Below are 24,551 nucleotides of genomic sequence, written 5' to 3'. Positions count from 1 at the left end.
GAAATCGGTCGAGATGGCGGAGCAGCGTTTTCAGCATGGCCATCACCGGTAAAGCTGCGCTTCATCGCGGAGGAAGTTATCGAGCGTTCCCCGTCCGCCTTTGCCTGTGATATCGATCAGTTCGACGTAGATATCCTTGCTATCTTTGATAGGCTCGGTGATGAAGAAGCTCCCAAAGGCGCGCACGGGGATATTGTTGGCGCGACCGTTGAATCCGCTTATCGCGTTGCAGTCTATGATGGCCCCGAAGAGGATGCGCCGGTCCACCGTCGTGACGGGTGTCTGGCCGCAGGACGGATTACCGGTTTCTCCGCTTATCGCTGCATCCCCAGCGATGCTGTCGTTGGTCGCGGGGTTCCCGTCGGGGTTAAGCTCGTAGCGATACATTTCGTAGCGGGTGGCACCTACCAGCGATGAAGGCAAAGCGCCGCGTGTCGGATGATTGACAGTCCAATAGCGGCTGGCATTCCAATCGCCGGCGCCCATACGACCGCCCATCAGGCTGCATGTGCCGGTGATCTGGCAGGAGTCCCGTTCAAGCCCCACACCCTTTGTTGGATCGGTCTCAAAGTCAGTTTGGCCGTTGTTGCAGTTGATGTTTTTGAGCCCCATGCGGACATTGGCCGCTGGACCGGTGGACGTTCCAATGTAACTTTTGCTGATACCGAAGCGGGCATTTAGCCCGTCTTGCACGGGGCCGGTGCTCTGTCCCGGTTCGGTGTCAACGCCATCTTGAGCATAGCAGCCCACCGGCTTCACGCGGGCGAGCGACGCTTCCAAGGCGTTCGCGCCGTTGCCCTCCGGCGAAGCAAGAAAGGCGAAGTTACCAGGTTGGTAGTAGCCATTATCTCGCAGAAGGATCTGGCGACGGCGATACTGCTGTGAGTTTGCCGCCTGTTCAAGCGTTACGCCGCCTGTGAGGCTCGTATCCTCGTACGGATTACACATAAAGACCGGGGTATAGTCGCAGACGCTTGACTTGAAGCCGGCCACTGCCACCGCGCCAACATTGAAGGAATTGCTCGCGGAGTTGCCTGTCAAGAACGATGCCGGGAAGATCGCGGCAAAGCCGACTGGGGTCACCGTCACCTCGACAAAGCGGGCATTTTTCGCATCGGTCACCTCGTCGGTGATTACATTCGCAGCGACGATCGGCAGATTGTCGGTGGCCGGCAGGGATCGGAGATATCGTCGCGTCACGCCGGCAGCTGCTAGATCCTGGGGACCTGGCGTGGTCGTGAAATTGTACTGGTTGCGAACCAGTGTCGCCAGTGCGTAATCACCTCGCGTGATTGCGTCGGACGTGCCGTCGAGTTCTGCAGCTGTTGCGAGAGCGAATGCATCCGCCCCCTTCTGCAAATCATTGTGCAGATTGTTGACCCGGCTCATATCGATCGCCAGCAGGGAAAAGCCGATAATGGCCGGCAGCATGACGCTGACGAGTATCAGCGCTATTCCCCTTTGATCGTGCCAGAACGCGCGAATGGTTCGCAGCATGGCTTTACTCTTTGCTCCCCTGACGCCAGGTTTCCTCGTCGTGCCTGGCGCACTGAAACCGCATCCTTCTGTTCATTCCACCGTGTTGGTTGCCGGCGTGCCGACATTGACCGTGATGGCCGGCGGGGGGGGCGGCGGCGGCGGAAATTTGTAGTTGTTTGCTATAGCGGCGGCACGCACGCCGTCACCCTCGATCCTGGTGTTTTTGGAGGCCGGATTGAGTGGATCGACCGTCTGCAGCAGCGAATTGAACTTCTGCGTATCGCCAGCGGCCAGCGTCACTGAATCGTAGTGATTCAGATAATCCGCGGCGCAGCCCGACAGCGCGCCGGCGCAGAGAATGAGGATCAAGGCGCTATTTCTTGACATAGAGCATCTTGTCCTTCGATTTGAAGTCCAGCATGTGGCCATAAGGGCCGGTCACGCCTTCGCCCGTTTCATATTGTCGGATCATGTCCTTGTTCACCTCGAGCTGACCGAGCACGAAGAATTCCGGATCGTTGGCCGGCCGCGTCTTGTCAAACGGCGTCGCCAGCTGTTCGCCGGGCTTCACCGGCCGCACGAGGTGCGGCGTGACGATAACGACCAGCTCGGTCTCTTCCTTCTGGTTGCTCGAATTGCGGAAAAGCGTCCCGATAACCGGCACCTGGCCGAGCCACGGCACCTGGTTCTGTAGCTTGGTGGTCTTGCTGGACAGAAGTCCGCCTACCGCGAAGCTCTGGCCGTCGCGCAACTCCACAACGGTCGATAGTTTTCGGTTGGTAAAGATCGGGTCGCCGGCGGTGGTGAAGCCGGTCAGATCGCTGACTTCCGGTGCCAGCCTCATATGAATCTTGTCGTCTTCAAGCACAACAGGTGTGAACTTTAGATTCACGCCGAATTGCTTAAAGTCGATCTGAATCTGGCCATCCTTGTCGAGGCTGCGGATGGGAACCTCACCGCCGGCATTGAAGCTGGCTTCCTCACCGGAAAGCGTGGTGAGATTGGGATTCGCGAGCGTGCGTACCACGCCCTTGGCCTCGAGCGCTTCAATGTACAAGTCGACTTTGATGTTGCTGTCGATGACGCGTGTGAGCAACGCTCCAAAGGGCGTCGAGTTGGACAGGAGGTTGCTGAGAAAACCTCCGGCGCCAAGCACCACGTCATCTTTGTCGACGGCGGTGATGCCGGTTCCGACTTTGGTGGTGCCACTGCTGTTGTTGCCCCTGATCGACACACCGAGATCGCGACCGGCGTTGCGCTTGGCTTCCAGCACCCGCACTTCGAGATTGACCTGCTGGCTCTCGTCGACAGTGACGGAATTGATGATGTCGTCGGGACCATATTGCTTTGCCACCTCCAGGATGGCCGCCAGAGTGGCGCCGTCCTTGACGTGGCCGCCAAGCCTGACCCTCCCATTGACCGACCCGACTTCGATGCGCGACCTTGGCGCCACCTGGCGGATCGCCTGCGCCATGTCGCTGACGTCGACGCCGACTTCGATCTGGAGGGCGCCGAGCGAGCGTTTGTCGGTGGAGAACAGATTGACCGTGGTGGTGCCGGCGCCCTTGCCGATGACATAGAGCGTGCGGTCGGTCATCGGCTGGGCATCGGCGATCTTCTCATCGCCGACGACGATATCGCCCAGATTGGCACTCACCTGGATCGTTACCGACTGCGATACCGGCAAGAAGATGCGGTGCACGCGGGGGGTCGACACGTCGATAAAGCGGTCGGCCGCAAGGGCCGCCAGGCTAGATAGAAGCAGCGCTGCCAGACAGGGCAACGCGGCCGCCGATATCCTTAACCAAGACCCCTGCATCGCCGTATCCCCAATCGCTGCCGGTGGCAGCCCCCCGTTTCGCCGCGCTTAGCTATTGTTGTCGCGGCACGTCGTAAGTCTCGAGCTTCACACCTCGGAAAACACCGACCGTCGCTCGCGTTGGCTGCTCCGGTTCTACATATTTGACTACTTCCTTGACGACCTGCTGCGGCGCGGGTGCCGCCACGATGACCGGAGCCGGCTTGACCTTGCTCAACTGGTCGATCTGGCTTCCAACCCGGTCCACCGCCCGGGCCAAACCGGCGATCTTGTCGTCCGCGCGCTGGCGCTCGGCTGCGGCCGCGGCGTCGGCTGCCGCCTGCTTGGCGAGGTCGGCTTGCCTCTTGGCGACATCGTCGGGCGTGTCGCCGGTCAAATCGGACAGCGTGACTCGTTCGGTCATCTCGCCCTTGCTGGCCGCTGCCTGGCGAAGCGCCAGTGACAATTGGCCGGCGCCTGCGGCCAAGGTCAGCTTCTGCGCATCCTTGGTGCTGACCTCGAGCGTCACCGACTTCACAACTGTCGGGCTGTCCTTGCTCTCGTCGGCGACCTGGTCGACGGCGAGCACCTTCATGCTCTGAAGCAGCACGTCGACAAAACTCTGATCCCCGCCTTCGGCATTGCGAACGGTGCGCGTCAAAAGCACGTCAACCCGATCGCCGGGATAGACAAATCCGGCAACGCCGAGCACGTCATTGACCCTGATGGAAACGGCTTTCATGCCTTCGCCGAGCACCGCCGAAAGCGTAGCGCGCTGGCCGGGGCCAGTAATTTTGGTGGCAAGGACAGGTTCGTTGACGCCGATCGACTGCAAAGCCTGCTTGGTGCCGCCGCCGGCCGGAAGGTCTTTCGTGAGAAGGTCTTGTGTCGTCTTGTAAGCGCCGGCCGGGACGGCGCCCGACGGCCATTCGACTTCGCGCAATTTGTCGGCGGAAAGCGTGTCGCCGAACTTAAGAGCCACCGCCGCGACCACGACCGTATCGCGCTGGACGTCGTCCGTACGTGCCATGGCGCTCCGCTGCCCGGCCAGCCAGATATTGGCAAGCACCACCGCGAGCACGCCGAACACGCCGGCGAGAACGATCATGATGACAGTGTTGGCGCGCATTTGCCCCCCGGATTGCTAGGCAAATCGACGTCGGGGAACGCCCCGGCGCCGATGACTACGTGTCGGCGATCAAGACAGTGTCGATGCCAAGAATGACCACTTGCCGCTGACCCAGCCGCCGACCGTAATGACGGATGCTATCACCGCGATAGTGATGATCCCGAGCAGGATCGTATATTCGACCATAGCAGCGCCGTTTTCGTCGTCGCCGAACTGCCCGGTCATCGTCATGAGCTTCTTCATGCCAATCTCTCCCTTTGGAGTTGAACCCAACGAGACGAGCCAAGGATGAAAATCCACACCCAAGCATCCCCCGCCATCTTCCAGTCGAATGCCCACCAATCATCGACGCCGAGGATGCCCCGGCGTCGATGACAAAAATGATCAAGTCGGCAGGGTCGATGCCAAAGAGGACCACTTGCCGCTGACCCAGCCGCCGACCGTAATGACGGATGCGATCACCGCGATAGTGATGATCCCGAGCAGGATCGTATATTCGACCATAGCAGCGCCGTTTTCGTCGTCGCGGAACTGCCGGGTCATCGTCATGAGCTTCTTCATGCCAATTTCTCCCCTTGGAGTTTTGAACCCGACGAGACAGAGCCAAGGATGAACCCCATACCCAAGCATCCCCCGTCATCTCAATCCTAGGTCGCGCCAAAAAGCAGAGTCAAACGGATTAACAGATCCTTAACCTTTCAATACCTGACCGGAAGGCACTTAAATTTCAACAAGAGCTTGATTCGACTAATTTTTCAAGCGTTTTAACCATTCGTTCATAATTGTGCCCCGAAGCTAATCAAGCTGCATCTAATTTAGGTTTCTAGCATATTCCTTTATATCTAAGGGGTTACAGCCAATTATCGAGAGGGTTCCTCGGCTCGGCACCCCCAAGGGGCGCCGATTCAGTAAGCTTAATGCATTCGCTCATGTGCGGCAGTGCGAACGTCGGAAATAAAAACGATATTTTTTTGGGCAAGACCCTTAACTATGTTGTAAGTATTGGCTACTCGGCGCCTGATGCGGCGCTTGTCCCCCTCGTGGTTAACCGTTAGTTTCAGCGCCAGGATATTTAGAGGGGGGCTAACGCACTGTCATGAGCCGGTTGGAGCCCAGACGAGCAGCGGGCGGGGACCAGGCGACTGTGCACCTTTCGCCTAGTGCATACGATGTGACCGCCGATCTGTCTGACGTCGGATCAATGGGGCGCTGGGGCGGATCAAGTGACAGTAAGGCGGTAAATTTGTGGAACGGCCGGCTCGTGGCCTTTATCTCGGCCATGCTCGGAGCGATTGCCACGGTAATTTTGATCTGGCTTCCGTTCTCGACCGTAGCTGTGGATCCGGTTCTTTGGTCTCGCGCAGGGATCTCGGCGCTACCTTTGGCGCTGATATGGGGCGCGCTCGGCGCGATGCGCTATCAGCTCCGCAAAACGCCCTTTCACTATCGCGACCTGTTGAGCGATTTCGCGGGCAAGTCCCAGGCCTTGGTCGTGACCTTAGGTGTCATCATGTCGTTCTCGGTAGGACTTCTGTTACTCTGCTATCTTGCGAGCGCGACAAGAAGGCCGCTGATGGACGGGTATCTGGCTGCAGGCGACGCGGCCTTGGGTTTCAATTGGGTCCAATATGTCAGGCGATTGAACGAGCATCCATGGGCTGCCTTTCTACTTTCATCCGCTTATTCGAGCCTGAGGATACAGTTGTTTCTGTTACCAGCCATCCTGGTCTTCACCGCTCGGTCGGGCCGACTAGTGGAATTTCTCGCACATTTTGGTTTGGCTGGTTGTCTGACGTGCCTGGTGCTTGTGGCTATACCGGCAGCGGGTGCCTTTGACTTCTATGATCCTTCCGCAGGTATTTTGAGTTCTTTCGGTCCCGGCGCCTCGACACGCCACCTCGATCAACTCTATGCCCTCAGGACGCTGAGACCATTTGTGGTTGAGCACCCGGAAGGCCTTGTGACCTTCCCTTCGTTTCATTCCGCGCTTGCTGCGATATTCGTTTATTCGATGCGAGGCATCCGTTACGTGGCACCGCCCATCTATCTGCTGAACGCCATGCTCATAATCGCCACGTTGCCTCAAGGCAGTCACTATCTGGTCGACGTACTGGCGGGGTTGGCTGTGGCGGCCGCGTCGTTCCAGTCTGTCCGCTGGATCGCACGCGCTGGCCGTCCTTAACCATACGGCGCGTTTGGAATATTAGCACTCTTGCACGTACTCTGGTTAACGAATAGTTTCCGTCTTGGGGTAATTTAAAGGGATTGGGACGATGCTGGGCCGGTTCACCACCAAGGGAGCCGATGGGGTTCGAATCGAGCCTCCGATCATATTGGCACCGGCAATTCCGATACCTGTCCCCGTGGCCGACCTCGAACCGGACGGTGACGACTTTCTGACGCTCAAGGTCGAGCTCCACCGCCATCTCATCGATCGCTTTAATCTGACCGCGCTCGAAAACGCTTCGAAGGATGAAATCCTCAACGAGATTCGGCCGATCGTGCGCGAATTTGTTCGCGGTCGAACCGTGCCCCTGAACGCGCGCGAGCTCGATCAGCTGACCAGCGACACCGCCGACGAGATGCTGGGGCTTGGTCCGATCGAACCACTGCTCAAGGATGACTCGATTTCCGACATTCTGATCAACACGCACAATCGCGTTTTTATAGAACGGCGCGGTGTGATCGAGGAGACGGCAATTCGTTTCCGCGACGAGGCACACCTGCTGCGCGTCATCAACAAGATCGTCTCGGCCATCGGACGGCGCGTCGATGAATCGGCGCCCATGGTCGATGCTCGCCTGGCAGACGGCTCGCGCGTCAACATCGCGGTGCGTCCGATTTCCGTGGATGGTCCGCTGGTGTCTATCCGCAAGTTTTCGAAGCATCCCTATTCGCTCGAGCGCTTGATGGCCTTCAATTCGATCCGCCAGCCGATGGTCGACTTGCTCCGGATCGCCGTGCAGGCGCGCAAATCGATCCTCGTTTCGGGCGGCACCGGCAGCGGCAAGACGACCTTGCTGAACGCATTGTCCAGCTATATTCCACCCAAGGAGCGGCTAGTGACGATCGAGGATGCGGCGGAGCTGCAATTGCAGCAGCCGCATGTCGGCCGTCTCGAAACGCGCCCGCCCAATGTCGAAGGCAAGGGCGAGGTGCGTCAGCGCGAACTGCTGAAGAATGCGCTTCGCATGCGGCCGGACCGCATCATCGTCGGCGAGGTTCGCGGCGAGGAAGCTTTCGACATGCTGCAGGCGATGAACACGGGCCATGAGGGGTCGATGACCACCATCCATGCCAACACGCCGCGCGACGCGATCTCGCGGCTGGAGCAGATGGTCGGCATGGCCGGCATGCCGATGACCAATGATTCCATCCGCGCGCAAATCGCTTCCGCCATCAACATCATCGTCCAAACGCAGCGCCTTTCGGACGGTGGGCGGCGAGTCGTTTCCATATCCGAACTGACAGGCATGGAAGGCAATGTGGTCCAGCTTCAGGAACTTTACCACTTCGTGCGGCGTGAAGTGACGACGGACGGCCAGATCGTCGGAGAATTTCGCGCCACCGGCATTCGTCCACGCTTTGCCCAGGAAGCCGCGACGCTTGGCTTTCTGTTCGGCAAGGACGCATTCAATCCGCAGGTTCCGCTCTGATGCCGACTGGCCAGACTTTGCTTTACTTCATCTATGTGCTGGCGGCGGCGTCGGCGATCCTTGCGATCGAGGCTCTCTTTGTCACCTATTCCAAACGCCGCTCGCGGGTCAGCGCGATAAATCGTCGGCTGAAAAGGCTGGCTGATGAAGCTCCTGCAGAACAGACTTTGCAAGGATTGCTGCGCGAGCGTGGGCTTACCAATTCTGGCGATTTTCTTTTCAGCATGGTCGGGCTGAACAGACTGTACACCCAGTCTGGAATTACCGGGAATCCGCTGTCGTTTGTCGCGATGTTCTTTCTCGCGGGATTGGCGCTGGCGCTGGTGTTTGCGTTTCTGCTGCATTTTTCCGCTATATTCGCGCTATTCGTTTTTTTGTTGATCGCCTTTATCCTGCCGCTTCTGGTTCTTCGCCGCGCCCGAGCTAAACGTATCCAGAAATTCGCCAAGCAGCTGCCGGACGCACTCGACATGATCGTTCGGTCGTTGCGTGCCGGCCATCCGACTTCTGTGGCGATCGGGCTCGTCGCCCGGGAAATGCCCGATCCGCTGGGCACCGAATTCGGTATCGTCTCCGACGAAATCACTTTTGGTCTCAGCCTCGAAAACGCGGTACGAAAACTCTCCCAGCGCGTTGGTTTCGAAGGCCTTCAACTGTTGTCGGTGTCGCTGTCGATTCAAGCGAAGACGGGCGGTAATCTGACCGAAATTCTGTCCAACCTTTCAGCGGTGCTGCGTGAAAGGCAAAAGCTCAGGCTGAAGATAAAGGCACTTTCCGCCGAGGGTCGAATGTCTGGATGGATCATTTCCCTGTTTCCGCTGTTCATGCTCGTTATCCTCATGACCATCACTCCAAGCTACTATGGCGATATATGGAATGACCCGCTGGTCATGCCTGTGTTTACGGTCTTCGGGGTATGGGCTCTGCTTGGCGACTTCATCATGTATCGCATGGTCAATTTCGATTTCTGACTGGGAGCGAACCATAAATCTCTTTTCGAATACTCACGATGTGAGCCTCCTGATCTCCATTGCCGTTTTCCTGGCAGCGGTGGCCATTTTTCTGTTGGCTGCACTCATATTCCTGCCGGCGCTGCAGACGCGGAAGCTGGTTGCGCAAACCTTGATGGCAGAGGGCACTCCGAACCGCCGCTCGCTTGTTGGGCAGGAGGAGTTGGCAAGAATCTCTGCGCAGCAACCTGTCCAAGCATATTTTCGATCAATCGAGAAGGAACGCGACGAACCCAGTGCCCTGGACGCGAAACTCTTTCGCGCAGGCTTCTATCAGCCAAGCGCGCCGCTGATCTACACAGTATCGCGTCTGGCGGCGGTCTGTGTCGGCTTTGCTGTGACCTACGGACTCCTCTCGCGCATCTTGCCACCACAATTGCCCGGTCTTTTCGTCTTTGGAGGCTCAGCCTTGCTTGGCTTGGCATGCATTGTCATTCCAAGCATAGCGCTCGATCGCTTCGAAAACGGGCAAAAGCAGATCTATCGGCGTGGCTTTCCCGATTTCATGGACATGATGATCACCTGTGCCGACGCCGGCATGAGCCTGGAGGCGGCGGTCGAGCGTGTTGGCGCCGAACTGGCCGGCACACATAAATGGCTAGGCATCCAGCTTTCGATCATGAATCTGCAATTGCGCGCCGGCAAGCCGCTGCGGGAAGCTTTGCGCGAACTCGCCGATCGAATCGGGCTCGAGGAGGCGCGCGCTTTGGCCGTGCTGTTCCGGCAATCAGAGGAACTTGGGACGAGTCTGACGGACGCCCTGCGCGTGTATAGCGACGAAATGCGGGGACAAAGAATCTTTCGTGCCGAAGAGCGTGCCAACACTCTTCCGGTCAAGATGATGATCCCATTGGGGCTTTGCATCTTTCCAGTCGTGATGATGGTGGTCATGCTGCCCGTGATAATCCGCATGAAAGGCATTTTCTTCTGAACAGTCATATGCTTTGGTTCTAAAATAGGTCCGGGGACTTTGGGGAGACAAGATGAGAAGGCCAATGCGCCTCGCAGCCGCTGCCAGTTTGCTGGCCGTGCTGCTTGCCGGCTGCCAGACCGGGGCTGACAACACCGATGGGATCGTTCGCACCAACGAACCATCGAAAGGCGACGTGACGGCCTTTGGCGATGCTTTTGATGGTCTGAAGACGGTCGGCGATGTCGAATACTATGCCTCCGACCAAGCGGTGGCCGAAGCCACGAACCAGTTCCGTGCGGAAAACTATGGCAATGCCGGCGCGCTGTTCTACAAGGCGACGCAACTGGCTCCCAATGATGGTGGCGCCTGGATGGGCCTGGCCGCCTGCAGCGACCGCATCCACCGCTTCGACCTCGCCGACAGGGCTTACGCCCGGGCCTTCAAGCTGGTTGGCGCGTCGCCCGAATATTACAACAATGTCGGCTATTCCTACCTGCTGCGCGGCAAGCTGCAGGATGCACGCGCGAACTTCCTCAAGGCCTACGAACTGGCGCCCAACGATCCGACCGTGGTCAACAATCTGAAGCTTCTGTCATCCAGTGTGCAGAACGTCGAGCGTCAGTAGTCATGCTGCTTGCCGCATCGCTGCTGCTGAAGGTATTTGCTGTCCCTTTGCTCGCAAGGATAGCCTGGCTCGACTTCACCACCCAAAAAATATCCAACCGTGATGTGCTTCTGCTGCTGTGCCTCGGGTTGGGATCACTGCAGGCTGTATCAATTCTGGTCGGATCATGGTGGGACATGGGCCTGAGCGCGATTGCAGGCATCGTGCTGTTTCTTGCGCTCTTCCCGTTCTGGGCTCTGCGCAAGGTCGGTGCCGGCGATGTCAAGCTGATGGCAGTAATGCCATTCCTGACCGGCGGAAGCAGTCTGGCGGTGTTTTCCCTGCTGCTGCTGGTTTTTGCTCTTACCACGGCGCTGATCGTGAAAAATCCCTTCATGCTGCCGGAAGGCGCCTTCCGCCTTTATGTTCAGCATCTGGATCGCAAGGGGGTTGTTCCGTTCGGCGTGCCGATATCGATCGCGGCGATCTGCACGCTGGCGTTTCAGATCTACGCCAGCTTGATGGTTTCTGGCGGGCTATCGATCTGATGGTCGCGGGCCCAAAACAACAACGGCATGGCGAAGGTGAGTGGGTGGGCTCGGAGGTGCGGAGGGGTTTCACAAACCGAGAGATCTGGCCTAAGCATCAGGCGTCTGCTTGACCGCGCCGATCTCGGCATTCCCCCGTTCTTTGGGTTTGGGCATAAACGGATATCCGAACTGGCCGAGGTAGCTTGCCGGGATCGGCTCATCGACTCCGTATTTCTCGGGCATTGCCGAGCCTGGAACGTGAAAAGTACCGAACACCAGATCGATGATCGCTAGTTGTCTGGCAAAGTTCTTGTCATAGGCGTCGCGATGATCGGCGTGGTGCCAATGATGGAATTGCGGGCTCGCGATCAGCCATTTCAAGGGCCCAAAATTGATCCTGACGTTGGCGTGCAGCAGTAGCGCGTGCCCGGTATAAACAAGGAAATAGATGGCGATCGCCTCTGTCGAAAAGCCAAGAAAGAACACTGGCATGAGGGAGACCGCCTTGGTGATGATCTGATCGACCGGGTGCGCTCTGAACGAGGCCACCCAGTCCAACTCTTCTATACCGTGATGAATCGAGTGAAATCGCCACAGCGCCGGAACCGCATGAAACGCGCGGTGTGCGGCGTACACCCCGAGATCGGCTAATATGATGATTTCGATTACCTGGAGCCATGTGGGCTGGCCGCCGATGGTATCCAATACGCGCTCGGGCACCAGCAATGCGGCCACGCTCATGACAATCGCTGCCATCGAGAAAATGCAAGCTCTTACAAGCGTGCCATTCAAGAGTGCGTAGATGGCATCAATAGCGAGACCCTTGCGAAGAATCTTTTGAGGCGGCCGCAGGGTCAGGATTCGCTCCAGCGGGACGAAGATCAGGGCACAAATGAGCAGAGATTTCAGACCAAAGAGGTCCATTGGCCTATCCAAAAGTGGCAGTTATGGGAGGAGTGAACCACTTGCTGAACTATCAGACAAGACGATCGTTTCCGAACAGGTGGAGTAGAAGTTAACTCTTCGGAAACCATTTTCTTGCCGAGGCGCGAATGCAGTGCTTCAATGCTCCCCGAAGCGGAGAACTACAATGCTAACTGAGGATTTCCTTGGCCGAATTGCGATCGTCCTTGTTCTGACGGTCTTGGCGACGTTTGGCGTGATTTCAATTTTCGGCCATTTCAATCAGGACACTTCGGCGAGTTCGCTGGCGGTCATCACTCAGGCGGCCGCGACTGTGTTGTTGCTATTGCAGATCGTTATGACAGTCAGCCGTCTTCCGGCTAAGGGAACGGCCCGAGGAATTGAGCCAAGGATTACCGCGTTAGCCGGATCTTTCCTTATGTTGGTGGCGATGTTTCTGACCCCGGCACTGGAAAGCGAAGCTGCGCAAATAGCGGCTCTTTGCTCAATATTCATCGGCACCGTCACTTCGATTTTTTGCCTATATTGGCTTGGCCGTTCCTTTTCCATCATGGCCACGGCTCGGCAACTTGTCGCCTCAGGCCCATATTCGCTTGTCCGTCATCCGCTGTACGTCTGTGAAGCAGTATTCGTCCTCGGGATGATCCTCTCACATTTTTCGGTATTGATGGTGATCGTCGGTGCGTTTCAGTTTCTTTTGCAGTATCGACGCGCGAGGAATGAGGAAGCCATCTTGCGGCAAACCTTTCCCGAGTATGATGAATATGCTCGGCGCGTCCCTATGTTCATACCGCGAATTTTTAGGGCAGCTATACCGTCGGTAGACAAGCCATAGCCGGCAGCCGTTTTGTACGCTGGCCATCGGCGGCATTCTGTTCCGGCTCGAAAGCCGCCTGCCACATATTTTCCCAGTCCATCATTGCCGCCACGCCGCATGACGACGATAGCAAAAGCACGTCTCCTCGATAGTGGTCTAACGAAGTAGCGGTCTCCCGCTACCAACGCCCAACGGCCGGTCCGAAAAGGCTGACAACACCGCCTATTTTGCACGCCGGGACCGCCATTTTCCGCTAAAGCCGAATGCACCCCTTCTGCACTGAAGGCCCGATTACGGCCAACGCATGCTGAGGTATCGACTTGTAGGATTCAGAAGTCGTGAAGCGGTGTTCGTTGACGTCACGTCCGGTGACCGCCGAGCGCATCGAGCGAGCGCTCGATCGCGTCGCGGAGATCATGGTGGCGCGAGGGGACCAAGGCGAGGCCTGGCTGCCGTTATATGAACATCTGGAACGTGCTCTGCGAGACCACAAGGCGAGGGAAAAGCGTATGGCGGCTGTGCGCGAGCGCGTCACACGATCGAGGGGTCAAAGGGAAGCACGATCTTCATAAGCTCTTCCTGCCACATCTTCATGTCGCCACCCTCGCCATATTTTGGCCGGTCGATCGTGTGGCCCATAAGCATACGCCGAAGTTCCTCGTCCAGCCTGCCGTTCTTCATACGGTCTTCGAACGAATGGCGCAGCGAATAGACCGTATGATCCTCGGTGGGAAACAATCCGTGGCTCTTGAAGTGCTTGTTAAGCAGGGCTGACAACGATGCCTCGCGGTCCTTGTACCGTGGGAAGCCCTTTGAATATTTCTTGAACACCTCAAGCGCCACGCCGACCAGTGGTATCTTGCGCACTGACGAGGCGGTCTTGATTTCTCGCGGATCGTCAGGGTCGTCGCGCGGTTCGACCGAGATGTGCGGGACATCGCGGTCAAGATTGATGACGCCGGCATGTAAATTCGCAAGCTCGCTCGGTCTCGCGCCTGTCTCCGCAAACGCAAGGACGATACCCCGCGCCTCCTCGTTGAGCGTTGTGAGCGCGCCCGGCGCAAAAATCTTGTCCCGGATCCAGTCGGTCGGGAATGGCGGCCGGCTGCGCTTTGACTTGTCGCTAAATGAGAGATCGGCGAAGGGGTTTTTCTGTTCGGGGAAACCGAGATGCCGGTAGTAGTCGGCGTAGAGGGTTCGCAGGTTCCCCATGTTTCGGTTGCCAGTAGACGCCGAACGGTCTGCCCTCCCTGTCTGGGGCGCGATACGATTCAGCCAGTAGTTATGCACCACTCGTGCGTCGTCGCGCGTGATCTCACCCATCGCCTTGTCGCCGACCAGGCCGATAAACACATCGACGCTCATCTCGCGTTTTGCCTTCCAGCGCTTCTTCTGATCGGGGCTTTTGGTGCGGATTTCGTCGCGGGTGATCTCGTCGAAATAAAGCTCCAGAGCCTCTGATATCTTGTCGTCAGGACGGGCAACGGTGCCGCCGACTGCGTCCACCGATGGTGATGTGGCGGGTGCTCCGATCGTGCTCTCTACTCTGCAGGATCGTGTCGAGCGGCTCGGCGACCAGAATCTCGGCAAGCGGCCGATAAACGAACCCCAACGATTCGGCGCGCTTGATCGCTTGGCGGTATCGGGCGCGCGCCGCCTGTGGATTTTCGCCCAGCATTAGTGACGCCCACAATGCATTGTCGGCTGCCTCGTGAAGATCTCTGGCTGTGCGCGCCTTTATTCGCTCAGTGGTATCGAGGGCACGGCGCACGAACTCACCCCGTTCGTCGAGGTGCCTGACCTCTTGTGGCACCCGGCGTCGGTAATGGAAGTGATCGCCCCTGAGTTGCAGGAGGCAGTCGGGATCATGCTCTTCGCGTCGTCTGCCCGCGTGTTCAACACGGCGTTTGTGTCACGATACGTATCACATTATGTATCACAAACGGCGCGAAAGCGCAACCTAGGCGAACCCTTTCGCCGAAATTTGCCAATGAATTCAAATACTTATTCGGAAGGTCGGTGGTACCGTTGGCTGGGATCGAACCAGCGACCTCCGGATCCACAATCCGGCGCTCTAACCATCTGAGCTACAACGGCACGTTCGCCTGAGCCAGATCGTGGTGAAAATTCATTCTCCGAGATCCGCTCTGTCGTTCGGCGATGCGTCCAATACGGTCTATCAGAGACTAATTCAAGGCCTTTGATAAGGCAAAGCCGGTCTGCCAACAGACGCCCGTTTCTTCGGCAAAAGAAAAAGGCCGGCGGGAGGAGGTGCCGGCCTTTTCCTGTTACGAGCCAGCGGGAGGAGGTGCTGGCTGGTCACCCCGGAGAGCAGAGGGAGGAGGTTCCACTCGCCGGGTATTCATTTGAACAACTCTATCGCACACCTATTTGTCTGACGAAATGCGACGTTTTGATGCATCGCAGAGTTGTGCGCAATTATTAGGCGGCCTTGATGTCCTTCAGGGCCTTCTCGAAAGCGGTCTTGACCGGCTTGGAGACGTCTTCGGCAGCCTTCGAAGCAACAGCCTGGAAGTCCTTGGCCTGCTCGACGGTGGTCTCGACGCGCTTGCGCAGGAAGGCGGTCTGCAGTTCGACCACTTCCGACAGCGACTTGGCGCCGATGAGGGCCTCGAGATGCGAGAAGCCGGCTTCGGCATTGGCGCGCAGAGCGGCGATGGTCTTGAGCGACAGGTCGCTGGAAACGGTCTTGGCAGTCTCGAAGGTCGATTCCAGGACTTTCTGGGTCTCTTCGGCGCCGGTCTTCAGCTTAGAGTAGGCTTCCTTCGACTGCTCGACCCCCTTTTCGGCGAAAGCGCGGATCTGGTCGGTTGCCTTGGAAGCGTCGAAGCTCGGGAATTCGACGTTTTCGATGGTCTCAGCGGTCTTGGCCTTGGTCATTTTCCATCCTTTCGGGGTAGCGGCTTTGACAAAAAGCCGTCTCGTTCATGTATGATGGCAATATAGCGGTTTTTTTGTGCGATGCAATATCTTTGTTGCAGTGCACCATAAATTTCTTCCCATGCGTCACCCAAGAGGTTATCCAGGGACATTCCGAGAGCTGTTAACCAAGTGGCCAGAGATTCCACCTGCTTCCCGCCATGGCTTGTGGACCTTCGCCGCGCGGGCTTTTATTAACAAAGCGTTAACTGCAAATTGCCCGCCTTGTAGGTTCGCCAAGAGGGGTTCGCCAAGAGGTTTCACCGAAAGGGTCCGCCAAGCGCATGCCTTCCGAGAACTACTCTTTCCTCGATGTCGCCGTGCTTGATGCGGTTCGCCAGCGCTTCGCCGCCGGCGACGCGATCGCGATTCTGTCGGCCGACCTCGAACAGGTGATCTGGGCCAACGGCCCGGGCGCTGCGGTGTTCGGCTATCCCGATATCGAGGCCATCATCGGCGCCTCGGCTCAGCTGCCGCTGATCGCCAGGCGCCAGATCATGGCGACCGCGGGCTTCCCGCAGATCGGCAGCGACCGCGCCATTACGGTACGGCTGGCGACCGGCATCACCAGCCGCGCCGTCGGCTTCCTGGCCAGTGCGGTGACTATGCCGGACGGCGAAAGCGCCATCATGCTGGTGGTGCCGGCAGCGCAGGCCGGCTCGCGCAGTGCTGCCGACATTGGGACCCGCGCCATCAGCGGCTTTACCGAAGACGGCCATTTCATCGCCTTTGTCGACGCCGCCGGCACTGTCGAGGCGGCTTCGGATGGCTTTGGCGCGCTCGCCATCCGGCCTGAGACGCTGGCCGCGCTTGTCGCCGACGTGGCGAGCCAGGACGACCGCATCGTCAAGCGGCTGGTCCCCGGCGGCGCCACGTCCTATCCGGCCGGCTTCGCGCGCCTGACCGAGTCCAGGCATCTGCTGGTGGTCATCGACGAGGATCAGCTCGGTGAGGAAAATCCTGTCGGCGAGCTGGATGCCGAACCTGCTGCAGCGCAGGTCGACGATGGCCCGGCGCAAGCCGCCGCGGAGAACGCGGTAACGGTGGATGCGGTGGCTGACCACCCCACCGCAAGCGGGAATCAGGGCGCCCCACTCGCGGCCGCGCCTGATGTCGGGGAGACAGGTCCGGCTGCCACCGAGCATGATGCTTCGGCGTCAACCGATACAAAGGCGGACCATCGCGAGCAGACGATCGGCCGCGAGCAGGCGGCGAATGACAGCGCGCCGGCGCAACATGATCATTGGTACTTCCATGCCGGCGAAGAGCCGCAGGCGGGCGAGCCGGACAGCCCGGCGCAGGCCGAGCCGGACTCTGTTTCCCCGGCCGAGAGTGCGCAGTTGGACAGCAGTGCCGCTGCGCCCGCCCTGCCGTCCGACGCAGCCCCACCGGCTGCGCCTCCCGCCAAACGTGAGGTCGACCGCTCGGCGCCGCCGCTGCGCTTCGTCTGGCGCACCGACGCCGAGGGCAAGTTCAGCGCGCTGTCGCCGGAATTCGGCGACATTGTCGGCAAAGCCGCCGCCGACGTGATCGGCCGCCGCTTCAAGGACGTCGCGACAATTTTCGGCCTCGACGCCTCGGGCGAGATCGCGGGCCTGCTTGAACGGCGCGACACCTGGTCGGGCCGCTCGGTACTGTGGCCGGTTGCCGGCTCCGACCTGAAGATACCGGTCGATCTGGCAGCACTGCCTGTCTATGGCCGCAGCCGCGCCTTCGAAGGTTTTCGTGGTTTCGGCGTCGCCCGCGCCGGCGATGCGGTGGTCGATCCGGAAGCAATCGGCATGGCGCTGGTCCCCAATGGCGCGCCAGCGGCAGCAGCCGAGCCGGCCCCGGAACAGCCCGTGGCGGAAGCTCCCAAGGCGGCCGATCCGTTCGAGGGCGAAGTGCCGGCACTGACCATCGTGCCGAAGCAGGAACGTCGTTTTGCCGACAAGGTCATCCGGCTGGCCGAGCATCGGCAGCCCGCCAACGACAAGCAGCCGACAAGCGAGAGGGGCCTGTCGACGCTGGAGCGCAGCGCTTTCCGCGAAATCGGCGAGCGGCTGAAGAAGGACAATCCCCCGCCGGAGCAGCCGGAGACTGCCAAGCAGGCCGAACCGGCCAATCCGGATCAGGTAACGCCAGACCAGGCCAAGGCAGATGAGCCCAAGCCGGATCATGTCGAGGCGGACCAGCCTGAAACAGCCGCGCCAGCCCGACAACCCGCCGAGGTCTCGAGTCCGGACGAAGCCGGCCCGGCTGCCGTGGCTGAACCATCGGCAGCCGCACCCGAAAGCGAAACGGCTGAGGCCGAACCGCCGGAAAGCGATGCCGAGGACGAAAAGGACCTGACGCGGCTTGACGGCGAGCAGCCGGACGACGGCCTTGCGGACAGCGAAGCAGGCGAGGCGAAGGCGCCGACAGTGTCGCGCTCCCTGCTCGACTATGCCGATCCCGAACCAGGGTCCGTCACCGAAGACAGTACGGAAGCAACGTCGTCCAACGACGAACTTGCGCCGGCTTCCGAACCGGATGATACGCAAGCCCAAGAGATCGTCGAGGCCGCAGAGCCACAGCCGGTTGTTGCCGAGACGCCGGCCAATGCCGGTGAAGACGACAGCATGACGTCGGCCGACTTCCGCGATGCCGAGGACAATGAGGATTGGGCGCCGTCCGACGAGGCGACCGATTCCGCCGTGGAAGACGGGGACAAGGCCGGCGATGCGGACACAGTGCCGGCAGAACCACAGCGCCTGAAAGTGCCGCCGCTCAAGCTTGAGGGGTTCATGCCTTCGGCATTCTCGGCCGGAGATGAACACAAGGCCCCTGACACGTCGATCCTCGGCAAGCTGCCGGTGCCGCTGCTCATCCATTCGGGCGACGAGCTTCATTACGCCAATGAGGAATTCCTCGGCCTGACCGGCTATGACACGCTTGAGGACCTGAGCGACGCCGGCGGGCTCGACGCGCTGTTTGCCGATCCCTATTCAGAAATGGCCGGCGAAAGCGACCACACACTCAAACTGAAGACGCGCGAGGGCCAGGAATTTCCGATCGAAGCCATTTTGCGTTCGGTGCCGTGGCGCGCCGGCAAGGCGCTGATGCTGGTGGTGCGACGTACCGGCGATAACGAGCCGCCGATGGTTGCGCATCTCGCAGCCGAGGAGCAGACGCAGCCCGATGTCTCCGAACTCAAAGCGCGCATTGCCGAGATGCGCACCATCATCGACACCGCGACCGATGGTGTGGTGTTGATCGGCCGCGACGGCGACATCCGCTCGATCAGCCGGCCGGCCGAGGCGCTGTTCGGCTTCGACAGCGACGACGTCACCGGTAAACCGTTCGCCTCGCTGTTTGCCATCGAAAGCCAGCGCGCGGCGCGCGACTATCTGAACGGCCTGTCCGAGCCCGGCGTGGCGAGTGTGATGAACGATGGCCGCGAGGTGATCGGGCGCGAGGCGCAAGGGCGCTTCATCCCGCTGTTCATGACCATCGGCAGGCTGCCCAATGACAGCGGCTTCTGCGCCGTGGTGCGCGACATCACGCAGTGGAAGCGGGCCGAAGAGGATCTGACCCAGGCGCGCGCGGTGGCCGAGCGCGCCTCCTCGCAGAAGACCGATTTCCTCGCCCGCATCAGCCACGAGATCCGCACGCCGCTCAACGCCATTATCGGCTTTTCCGAGCTGATGGTGGACGAGAAGTTCGGCCCGGTAGCCAATGACCGCTACCGCGACTATCTCAGAGACATCAACCGCTCGGGCAACCATGTGCTCGATCTCGTCAATGACCTCCTCGACATTTCGAAGATCGAGGCCGGCCAGCAGGAAATGGACTACGAGGCGGTGTCGCTCAACGATACGCTGGCCGAGACGGTGGCGATGATGCAGCCGCAGGCCAACCGCGAGCGTGTCATCATCCGCTCCAGCTTCGCCTCGCGACTGCCGGAAGTCGTCGCCGACCTCAGAAGCGTGCGCCAGATCGCGCTCAACATCCTGTCCAATGCCATTCGCTATACGCAAGCCGGCGGACAGGTGATCGTGTCGACCGCCTATGAAACCTCCGGCGACGTTGTCATGCGGGTGCGCGATACCGGCATTGGCATGAGCCATGCCGAGATCGAGCAGGCGCTGAAGCCGTTCAAGCAGATCAATGCGCTGAAGCGCGGGCGTGGCGACGGCACCGGTCTCGGCCTGCCGCTGACCAAGGCGATGGTGGAAGCCAACCGCGCCCGCTTCACCATCACCTCGACGCCGGGCGAAGGGACGCTGGTCGAGGTCGCCTTCCCGTCGACGCGGGTGCTGGCCGAATAGGCCGGCGATTTCCGGGCGAGAATCCCGGACAAAGAAAAGGCGTCCAACAGGACGCCTTAAATGGGATTTGCTGTCACAACGGGGCTTGAGCGAATCTGATCCTCAGGGGACGAGGAACGGGATTTCTCCCTCAAGTTACGTGCGACTATCGACGCCGGGCCTTAACAACTCCTTACCGGCCGTCCAAAAAATTTACGAATGTGTACCACTCATGAAATCTAGGTAAATTCGACCGACATATCTGGTTAACCATCCCGGCCGCGTCACTCAGCCAGCTGCGGCAGGTTCCTGAACAGCTCCAGCGCCTCTGGATTGGCCAACGCTTCCTTGTTCTTGATGGCGCGGCCATGCACCACGTCGCGCACTGCAAGCTCGGTGATCTTGCCCGATTTGGTGCGCGGAATGTCGCTGACGGCGACGATCCTTGCCGGCACGTGGCGCGGGCTGGCGCCGCTGCGGATCTTGGAACGAATGCGCTTTTCCAGATCCTCGTCCAGCGTCACGCCGGCGGCCAGCCGCACGAACAGCACGACGCGGACGTCATTGTCGAAATCCTGACCGATGCACAGCGCCTCAAGGATCTCCGGCATCTGTTCGACCTGATTGTAGATCTCCGCCGTGCCGATGCGCACACCGCCCGGATTGAGCGTCGCGTCGGAACGGCCGTGGATGATCATGCCGCCATGCGCGGTCCATTCGGCGAAGTCGCCGTGGCACCAGACATTGTCGAAGCGCTCGAAATAGGCGGCCTGGTATTTCTTGCCCTCAGGATCGTTCCAGAAGCCGATCGGCATCGACGGGAACGCTTTTGTGCAGACCAGCTCACCCTTTTGCTCGCGGATCGGCTTGCCGTCATCGTCCCATACATCGACGGCAAGGCCGAGGCCGGGACCCTGGATCTCGCCGGTCCAGACCGGTTGCGTCGGTACGCCGAGCACGAAACAGGAGACGATGTCGGTGCCGCCGGAAACCGAGGCGAGATGTACGTCCTTCTTGATGCCGTCATAGACGAAGCGGAAATCCTCCGGCGACAACGGTGAGCCGGTGGAGGAAATAGCCCGCACACTCGACAGATCATGGCTGCGGATCGGCTTGAGCCCGGCCTTGCGCACGGAATCGATGAATTTGGCCGAGGTGCCGAAAAAGGTCATCTTCTCGGCATCTGCGAAGCTGAACAGCACATTGCCGTCGGGGTGGAAGGGCGAGCCGTCATAGAGCAGCAGCGTGGCGCCCGAGGCCAGGCCCGACACCAGCCAGTTCCACATCATCCAGCCGCAGGTGGTGAAGTAGAAGAAGCGGTCGCCTTCGATGAGTCCGGCATGCAGCCGGTGTTCCTTGACATGCTGGACCAGCGTGCCGCCGGCCGAATGGACGATGCATTTGGGAATGCCGGTCGTGCCTGACGAGAACAGGATGTAGAGCGGATGCGCGAACGGCAGCCGCTCGAACGTGACCGCTTTGGCGGTAAAGGGTAACAGCGCCTCTTCGAGCGCCACGGCCTTGTCGATGATCGCTGCGATATCGCGCGAGGTACCGAGATAGTCGACGATCAGGACCTTGCGGACGGTTTCGAGCTTCGCCGCAACGGTAGCGATCTTGTCGGCTACCTCGATTGCCTTGCCATTGTACCAATAGCCGTCCGGCGCAATGAATATGACCGGCTCGATCTGGCCGAAACGGTCGAGCACGCCCTGCTCGCCGAAATCGGGGGAACAGGACGACCAGACCGCGCCGATGGAGGCGGCCGCCAGCATGGCGGCGACGGTTTCCGGCATGTTGGGCATCATCGCCGCGATGCGGTCGCCCTTTTTCACCTTGAGCGACAGGAAAAGCTGCTGAAAGCGCGAGGTCAGCTGGTGCAGTTCGCTCCACGACAGCCGCCGCTCGATCTTGTCCTCGCCGCGAAAGACGATCGCGTCACCGGAACCGGTCTTCTTCAGCAGGTTTTCGGCGAAGTTCAGCGTCGCTTTGGGAAAGAACGATGCGCCGGGCATCTTGTCGCCATCGACGAGCACGGGCTCGCCCGCATCGGTCCCTTTGTCGCCGACAATGCCGCAAAAGTCCCACAGCAGGCTCCAGAAGCCCTCGCGATCCTCGACCGACCAGCGGTGCAGTTCGGCGTAGGAGGCGAAGGATGTGCCGCTTTTGGCCGCTGCTGCCTTCATGAACGCGGTCAGTGGTGTTGCGTCGATCTGGTCTTGCGTCGGAGTCCAGAGCGGTGCTTCGGCAGCCATGATCGATCCTCCTTGAAGCCCGTCGCGTCGCAAGATAGATATGCTTTTGTTTGATGCACGTCGTTGTCCCGGAACCGCTGCACTCTTCCGGGCGACATGCACTAGCCTCAGCTTTACAGGCGCCGCTGTCCCAAAAACGCCGCGCCTCGTAACAGGCTGAAGCTGCATCGCTTATGCCTACCACCGTGCGGCAGAGCAAGATTTTGTTCCGCTAAACTCGGCCATATGTGCGCAATTGCCATCGCCGGGCCATAAAGACTTGAAATGCCTCAGCCCTGAGTCGTAGTGACGGCTGGAAGGCGTGGTGACGACTGGCGGTTACACCCGTCAGGCGTTTATCGGAATGAAAGCAACCGGGGCAATATGCCATCACCTTTGATCCGGCGCGGAATATGGGCGATCGGCGTTGCCGTGCTCGTCATCGCGCTGGTCGTCGCCGCTCTGCCGCTGTTTGCCTCGACCCGGATCGTGCGCGATCGCATCGCCTGGGAGATGAGCGCGTGGAGCGGTTTCAGGGTCACCATCGCCGGTTCGCCGCGCATCGAGGTGTGGCCGAAGTTCCGCGCCATATTGAGCGACGTCACGCTGTCCCAGTGGACCGAGACCGACGCGCCGCCGGTGATCGAGGCCGAACGGGTCGAGGTCGACCTTTCGGCGATGGCGGCGCTGCAGGGCGATGTGGTGTTTTCGACGGCGCGGCTGGTGCGGCCGACAATCCGGGTCCAGCGCGCCGCAAACGGCATATTCCTGCCCGCCATACCAACGGGCGGACGCATCACCCGCTCCATCGACACGGCGCGCGGCCTAGTCAACGCCGATCCGACGAAGCCGGACCTGAGCAAGCTGCCCGCCGATCCGTTCGGCACAGTGGAATTCAGGGACGGCCGCATGGTCGCCTCCATCGGCGGCAAGGACGTCGAATTGCTGACCAGCCTGTCCGGCCAGGCGAGCTGGGCAGCGATGAACAGCAACGCGACCTTGTCGGCGACCGGAATCTGGCGCGGAGAGAGCGTCACCGTCGATGCCGCCTCGCCCAAGCCGCTGGTGCTGTTTGCCGGCGGCGCCGCACCGGTCACGTTTTCGTTCAAGGCAGCGCCGGCCAGCTTCTCGTTCGATGGCACGGCCAGCATGTCGCAAAACGCCTATTTCGATGGCCAGGCGAAATTCGCCGCACCCTCGCTGCGGCGCGTGCTGGAATGGTCGCAGGCCGGCATTGCTCCTGGTACGGCGATCGGTTCGGTCTCGATTTCGAGCAAGATCACGGCGACCGCCGGCCGCGTCAAATTCGAAAACACCGCGGTGACGCTCGACAGCAACCCGGGAATGGGGGCGCTGGATTTCTCGTTCGGCGACGCCTTGCCGGTGATATCAGGCACACTCGCCTTCGACACGCTCGACCTCAGGTCGCTGTTTTCGGCCTTCACGCCGCTGGCGCCCACCGGTGAAACCGGTCCCGGCGAAATCGACACCAGCTTCGCCGACCGGATCAATCTCGATCTGAGGCTGTCAGCGGCGCATGCCTCGGCCGGCGCAATCCAGCTTGCCGACGTCGCCGCTACGGCGCAGGTGAAGAACGGGCTTGCCGTCTTTGATATCTCCGATGCGTCGGCCTTTGGCGGCAACGTGCAAAGCAGCCTGCGTTTCGACCGTAAACCGGAGGGCTCGCAGGTCGAGATCCGGCTGCTCGCCTCCGACATTGACGGCGCCGCTTTCGGCACCGCGGCCGGAATGACGCGGCTGGTGCCGGCCAGCACCGGCACTGTCTCGGTCATTCTCAAAGGGCCGGGCAAATCCTGGGACTCGATCTTCGAGAACGCCGACGGCTCGGTCTCTGCGACGTTCGGGCCGGGCGCGCTGAGCGGGCTCAATTTGCCGGCATTTCTGAAGCACACGGAACAGGGCGGCTTCTTCGCGCTCGACGACGTCTCGGACGGGACACTGCCGATGGACGGCGCCGAGCTCAAGGCCACCATCTCGAAGGGTGTGGCAAGGCTGGACAAGGCCGAGGCCAATTCGGCGAAATACAAGGTCTGGCTGTCCGGCATCGCCTCTTACGGCGGACGCGGGCTGGCGCTTTCGGGGGGTGTCACCCAGGCCGACCCGGCAGCGGCACCGGTCAATGGCCAGCAGGGATCCAACCAGTCGTCATTCTTCGTCGGCGGCACCTGGAGCACGCCGTTCATCTCGCCGATCAGCCGCGGCGTCTCAGGCGAATAGGCGGACCCTTA

The 24,551-nt window shown here is 60.1% G+C and carries 20 protein-coding genes and 1 tRNA gene; 9 read left to right on the top strand and 12 right to left on the bottom strand.

Features of this window, described 5'->3' with window-relative positions; genetic code table 11:
- Positions 1–42 precede the first annotated feature (42 nt).
- The 6 genes from NLY36_RS22950 to NLY36_RS22925 form a co-directional block, all read right to left on the bottom strand.
- Positions 43–1,497, bottom strand: coding sequence for a pilus assembly protein TadG-related protein (locus NLY36_RS22950; protein ID WP_023697283.1), 1,455 nt, complete (start codon positions 1,495–1,497; stop codon positions 43–45).
- Between the two features lie 72 nt (positions 1,498–1,569).
- Complete coding sequence (locus tag NLY36_RS22945) at positions 1,570–1,848, bottom strand: hypothetical protein (RefSeq protein ID WP_023714725.1); 279 nt, start codon at positions 1,846–1,848, stop codon at positions 1,570–1,572.
- A gap of 4 nt (positions 1,849–1,852) precedes the next feature.
- Positions 1,853–3,298, bottom strand: a complete 1,446-nt coding sequence (locus NLY36_RS22940) for a type II and III secretion system protein family protein (RefSeq protein ID WP_023697284.1) — start codon at positions 3,296–3,298, stop codon at positions 1,853–1,855.
- Positions 3,299–3,350: 52 nt separating this feature from the next.
- Positions 3,351–4,406 carry a Flp pilus assembly protein CpaB gene (cpaB, locus tag NLY36_RS22935; protein ID WP_023697285.1) on the bottom strand — a complete coding sequence of 352 codons (1,056 nt, stop codon included), beginning with the start codon at positions 4,404–4,406 and terminating at the stop codon, positions 3,351–3,353.
- A 69-nt stretch (positions 4,407–4,475) separates the two neighbouring features.
- Positions 4,476–4,649 carry a Flp family type IVb pilin gene (locus tag NLY36_RS22930; RefSeq protein WP_023711763.1) on the bottom strand — a complete coding sequence of 58 codons (174 nt, stop codon included), beginning with the start codon at positions 4,647–4,649 and terminating at the stop codon, positions 4,476–4,478.
- Positions 4,650–4,790: 141 nt separating this feature from the next.
- Complete coding sequence (locus NLY36_RS22925) at positions 4,791–4,967, bottom strand: Flp family type IVb pilin (RefSeq protein WP_023711764.1); 177 nt, start codon at positions 4,965–4,967, stop codon at positions 4,791–4,793.
- A 610-nt stretch (positions 4,968–5,577) separates the two neighbouring features.
- Between NLY36_RS22925 and NLY36_RS22920 the strand changes: the two genes are divergently transcribed.
- From NLY36_RS22920 to NLY36_RS22895, 6 genes are all read left to right on the top strand, one after another.
- Positions 5,578–6,588, top strand: a complete 1,011-nt coding sequence (locus NLY36_RS22920) for a phosphatase PAP2 family protein (protein WP_198020834.1) — start codon at positions 5,578–5,580, stop codon at positions 6,586–6,588.
- 91 nt (positions 6,589–6,679) lie between these two features.
- Positions 6,680–8,062 (top strand): TadA family conjugal transfer-associated ATPase, encoded by a 1,383-nt coding sequence (locus NLY36_RS22915; protein WP_023697290.1) that lies wholly within the window; start codon positions 6,680–6,682, stop codon positions 8,060–8,062.
- A complete protein-coding gene (locus NLY36_RS22910; RefSeq protein ID WP_023681001.1) occupies positions 8,062–9,033 on the top strand; it encodes a type II secretion system F family protein in 972 nt (323 codons plus the stop codon). The genes NLY36_RS22915 and NLY36_RS22910 overlap by 1 nt, the downstream gene beginning before the upstream one ends.
- A 40-nt stretch (positions 9,034–9,073) precedes the next feature.
- Positions 9,074–10,003 (top strand): type II secretion system F family protein, encoded by a 930-nt coding sequence (locus tag NLY36_RS22905; RefSeq protein WP_023681000.1) that lies wholly within the window; start codon positions 9,074–9,076, stop codon positions 10,001–10,003.
- Positions 10,004–10,055: 52 nt separating this feature from the next.
- A complete protein-coding gene (locus tag NLY36_RS22900; RefSeq protein WP_023697291.1) occupies positions 10,056–10,610 on the top strand; it encodes a tetratricopeptide repeat protein in 555 nt (184 codons plus the stop codon).
- Between the two features lie 2 nt (positions 10,611–10,612).
- Complete coding sequence (locus tag NLY36_RS22895; RefSeq protein ID WP_023680998.1) at positions 10,613–11,137, top strand: prepilin peptidase; 525 nt, start codon at positions 10,613–10,615, stop codon at positions 11,135–11,137.
- Positions 11,138–11,227: 90 nt separating this feature from the next.
- On the opposite strand, the gene NLY36_RS22890 is transcribed toward NLY36_RS22895, so the two are convergent.
- Positions 11,228–12,043, bottom strand: a complete 816-nt coding sequence (locus NLY36_RS22890; protein ID WP_023697292.1) for a sterol desaturase family protein — start codon at positions 12,041–12,043, stop codon at positions 11,228–11,230.
- Between the two features lie 166 nt (positions 12,044–12,209).
- Here NLY36_RS22890 and NLY36_RS22885 point away from each other — a divergent pair, with 166 nt between their 5' ends.
- Positions 12,210–12,878: a methyltransferase family protein gene (locus tag NLY36_RS22885; protein ID WP_023697293.1), complete on the top strand. Its 669-nt coding sequence runs from the start codon at positions 12,210–12,212 to the stop codon at positions 12,876–12,878.
- A gap of 513 nt (positions 12,879–13,391) precedes the next feature.
- On the opposite strand, the gene NLY36_RS22880 is transcribed toward NLY36_RS22885, so the two are convergent.
- From NLY36_RS22880 to NLY36_RS22865, 4 genes are all read right to left on the bottom strand, one after another.
- Positions 13,392–14,225 carry a site-specific integrase gene (locus NLY36_RS22880; protein WP_245260228.1) on the bottom strand — a complete coding sequence of 278 codons (834 nt, stop codon included), beginning with the start codon at positions 14,223–14,225 and terminating at the stop codon, positions 13,392–13,394.
- 106 nt (positions 14,226–14,331) lie between these two features.
- Positions 14,332–14,673 carry a hypothetical protein gene (locus tag NLY36_RS31830; protein ID WP_502882022.1) on the bottom strand — a complete coding sequence of 114 codons (342 nt, stop codon included), beginning with the start codon at positions 14,671–14,673 and terminating at the stop codon, positions 14,332–14,334.
- A gap of 207 nt (positions 14,674–14,880) precedes the next feature.
- Positions 14,881–14,957 (bottom strand) — tRNA-His (locus NLY36_RS22870).
- A gap of 345 nt (positions 14,958–15,302) precedes the next feature.
- Positions 15,303–15,761 (bottom strand): phasin, encoded by a 459-nt coding sequence (locus NLY36_RS22865; RefSeq protein ID WP_023669330.1) that lies wholly within the window; start codon positions 15,759–15,761, stop codon positions 15,303–15,305.
- Between the two features lie 323 nt (positions 15,762–16,084).
- On the opposite strand from NLY36_RS22865, the gene NLY36_RS22860 reads away from it, so the two are divergent.
- A complete protein-coding gene (locus NLY36_RS22860; protein ID WP_023735743.1) occupies positions 16,085–20,089 on the top strand; it encodes a PAS domain S-box protein in 4,005 nt (1,334 codons plus the stop codon).
- 263 nt (positions 20,090–20,352) lie between these two features.
- On the opposite strand, the gene NLY36_RS22855 is transcribed toward NLY36_RS22860, so the two are convergent.
- Entirely contained in the window at positions 20,353–22,323 is a 1,971-nt protein-coding gene (locus tag NLY36_RS22855) for an acetoacetate--CoA ligase (protein ID WP_023692375.1), read from the bottom strand.
- A gap of 363 nt (positions 22,324–22,686) precedes the next feature.
- On the opposite strand from NLY36_RS22855, the gene NLY36_RS22850 reads away from it, so the two are divergent.
- The gene (locus NLY36_RS22850) at positions 22,687–24,540 is read left to right on the top strand and encodes an AsmA family protein (RefSeq protein WP_023692376.1); all 1,854 of its coding nucleotides are present in this window, start codon (positions 22,687–22,689) and stop codon (positions 24,538–24,540) included.
- Positions 24,541–24,551: the final 11 nt, after the last annotated feature.

The sequence above is a fragment of the Mesorhizobium sp. C399B genome (assembly GCF_030323185.1).
In the GTDB taxonomy this organism is placed as follows: Bacteria; Pseudomonadota; Alphaproteobacteria; order Rhizobiales; family Rhizobiaceae; genus Mesorhizobium.
This window is presented reverse-complemented; position numbering and strand designations above follow the sequence as displayed.

Bases quoted from the DNA above. Each gene is read 5' to 3' on its own strand.
- NLY36_RS22850 (WP_023692376.1), top strand. From the start codon at position 22,687: ATGCCATCACCTTTGATCCGGCGCGGAATATGGGCGATCGGCGTTGCC.
- NLY36_RS22865 (WP_023669330.1), bottom strand. From the start codon at position 15,761: ATGACCAAGGCCAAGACCGCTGAGACCATCGAAAACGTCGAATTCCCG.
- NLY36_RS22895 (WP_023680998.1), top strand. From the start codon at position 10,613: ATGCTGCTTGCCGCATCGCTGCTGCTGAAGGTATTTGCTGTCCCTTTG.
- NLY36_RS22915 (WP_023697290.1), top strand. From the start codon at position 6,680: ATGCTGGGCCGGTTCACCACCAAGGGAGCCGATGGGGTTCGAATCGAG.
- NLY36_RS22880 (WP_245260228.1), bottom strand. From the start codon at position 14,225: ATGAGCGTCGATGTGTTTATCGGCCTGGTCGGCGACAAGGCGATGGGT.
- NLY36_RS22930 (WP_023711763.1), bottom strand. From the start codon at position 4,649: ATGAAGAAGCTCATGACGATGACCGGGCAGTTCGGCGACGACGAAAAC.
- NLY36_RS22855 (WP_023692375.1), bottom strand. From the start codon at position 22,323: ATGGCTGCCGAAGCACCGCTCTGGACTCCGACGCAAGACCAGATCGAC.
- cpaB (WP_023697285.1), bottom strand. From the start codon at position 4,406: ATGCGCGCCAACACTGTCATCATGATCGTTCTCGCCGGCGTGTTCGGC.
- NLY36_RS22925 (WP_023711764.1), bottom strand. From the start codon at position 4,967: ATGAAGAAGCTCATGACGATGACCCGGCAGTTCCGCGACGACGAAAAC.
- NLY36_RS22910 (WP_023681001.1), top strand. From the start codon at position 8,062: ATGCCGACTGGCCAGACTTTGCTTTACTTCATCTATGTGCTGGCGGCG.
- NLY36_RS22890 (WP_023697292.1), bottom strand. From the start codon at position 12,043: ATGGACCTCTTTGGTCTGAAATCTCTGCTCATTTGTGCCCTGATCTTC.
- NLY36_RS22885 (WP_023697293.1), top strand. From the start codon at position 12,210: ATGCTAACTGAGGATTTCCTTGGCCGAATTGCGATCGTCCTTGTTCTG.
- NLY36_RS22900 (WP_023697291.1), top strand. From the start codon at position 10,056: ATGAGAAGGCCAATGCGCCTCGCAGCCGCTGCCAGTTTGCTGGCCGTG.
- NLY36_RS22950 (WP_023697283.1), bottom strand. From the start codon at position 1,497: ATGCTGCGAACCATTCGCGCGTTCTGGCACGATCAAAGGGGAATAGCG.
- NLY36_RS22940 (WP_023697284.1), bottom strand. From the start codon at position 3,298: ATGCAGGGGTCTTGGTTAAGGATATCGGCGGCCGCGTTGCCCTGTCTG.
- NLY36_RS22860 (WP_023735743.1), top strand. From the start codon at position 16,085: ATGCCTTCCGAGAACTACTCTTTCCTCGATGTCGCCGTGCTTGATGCG.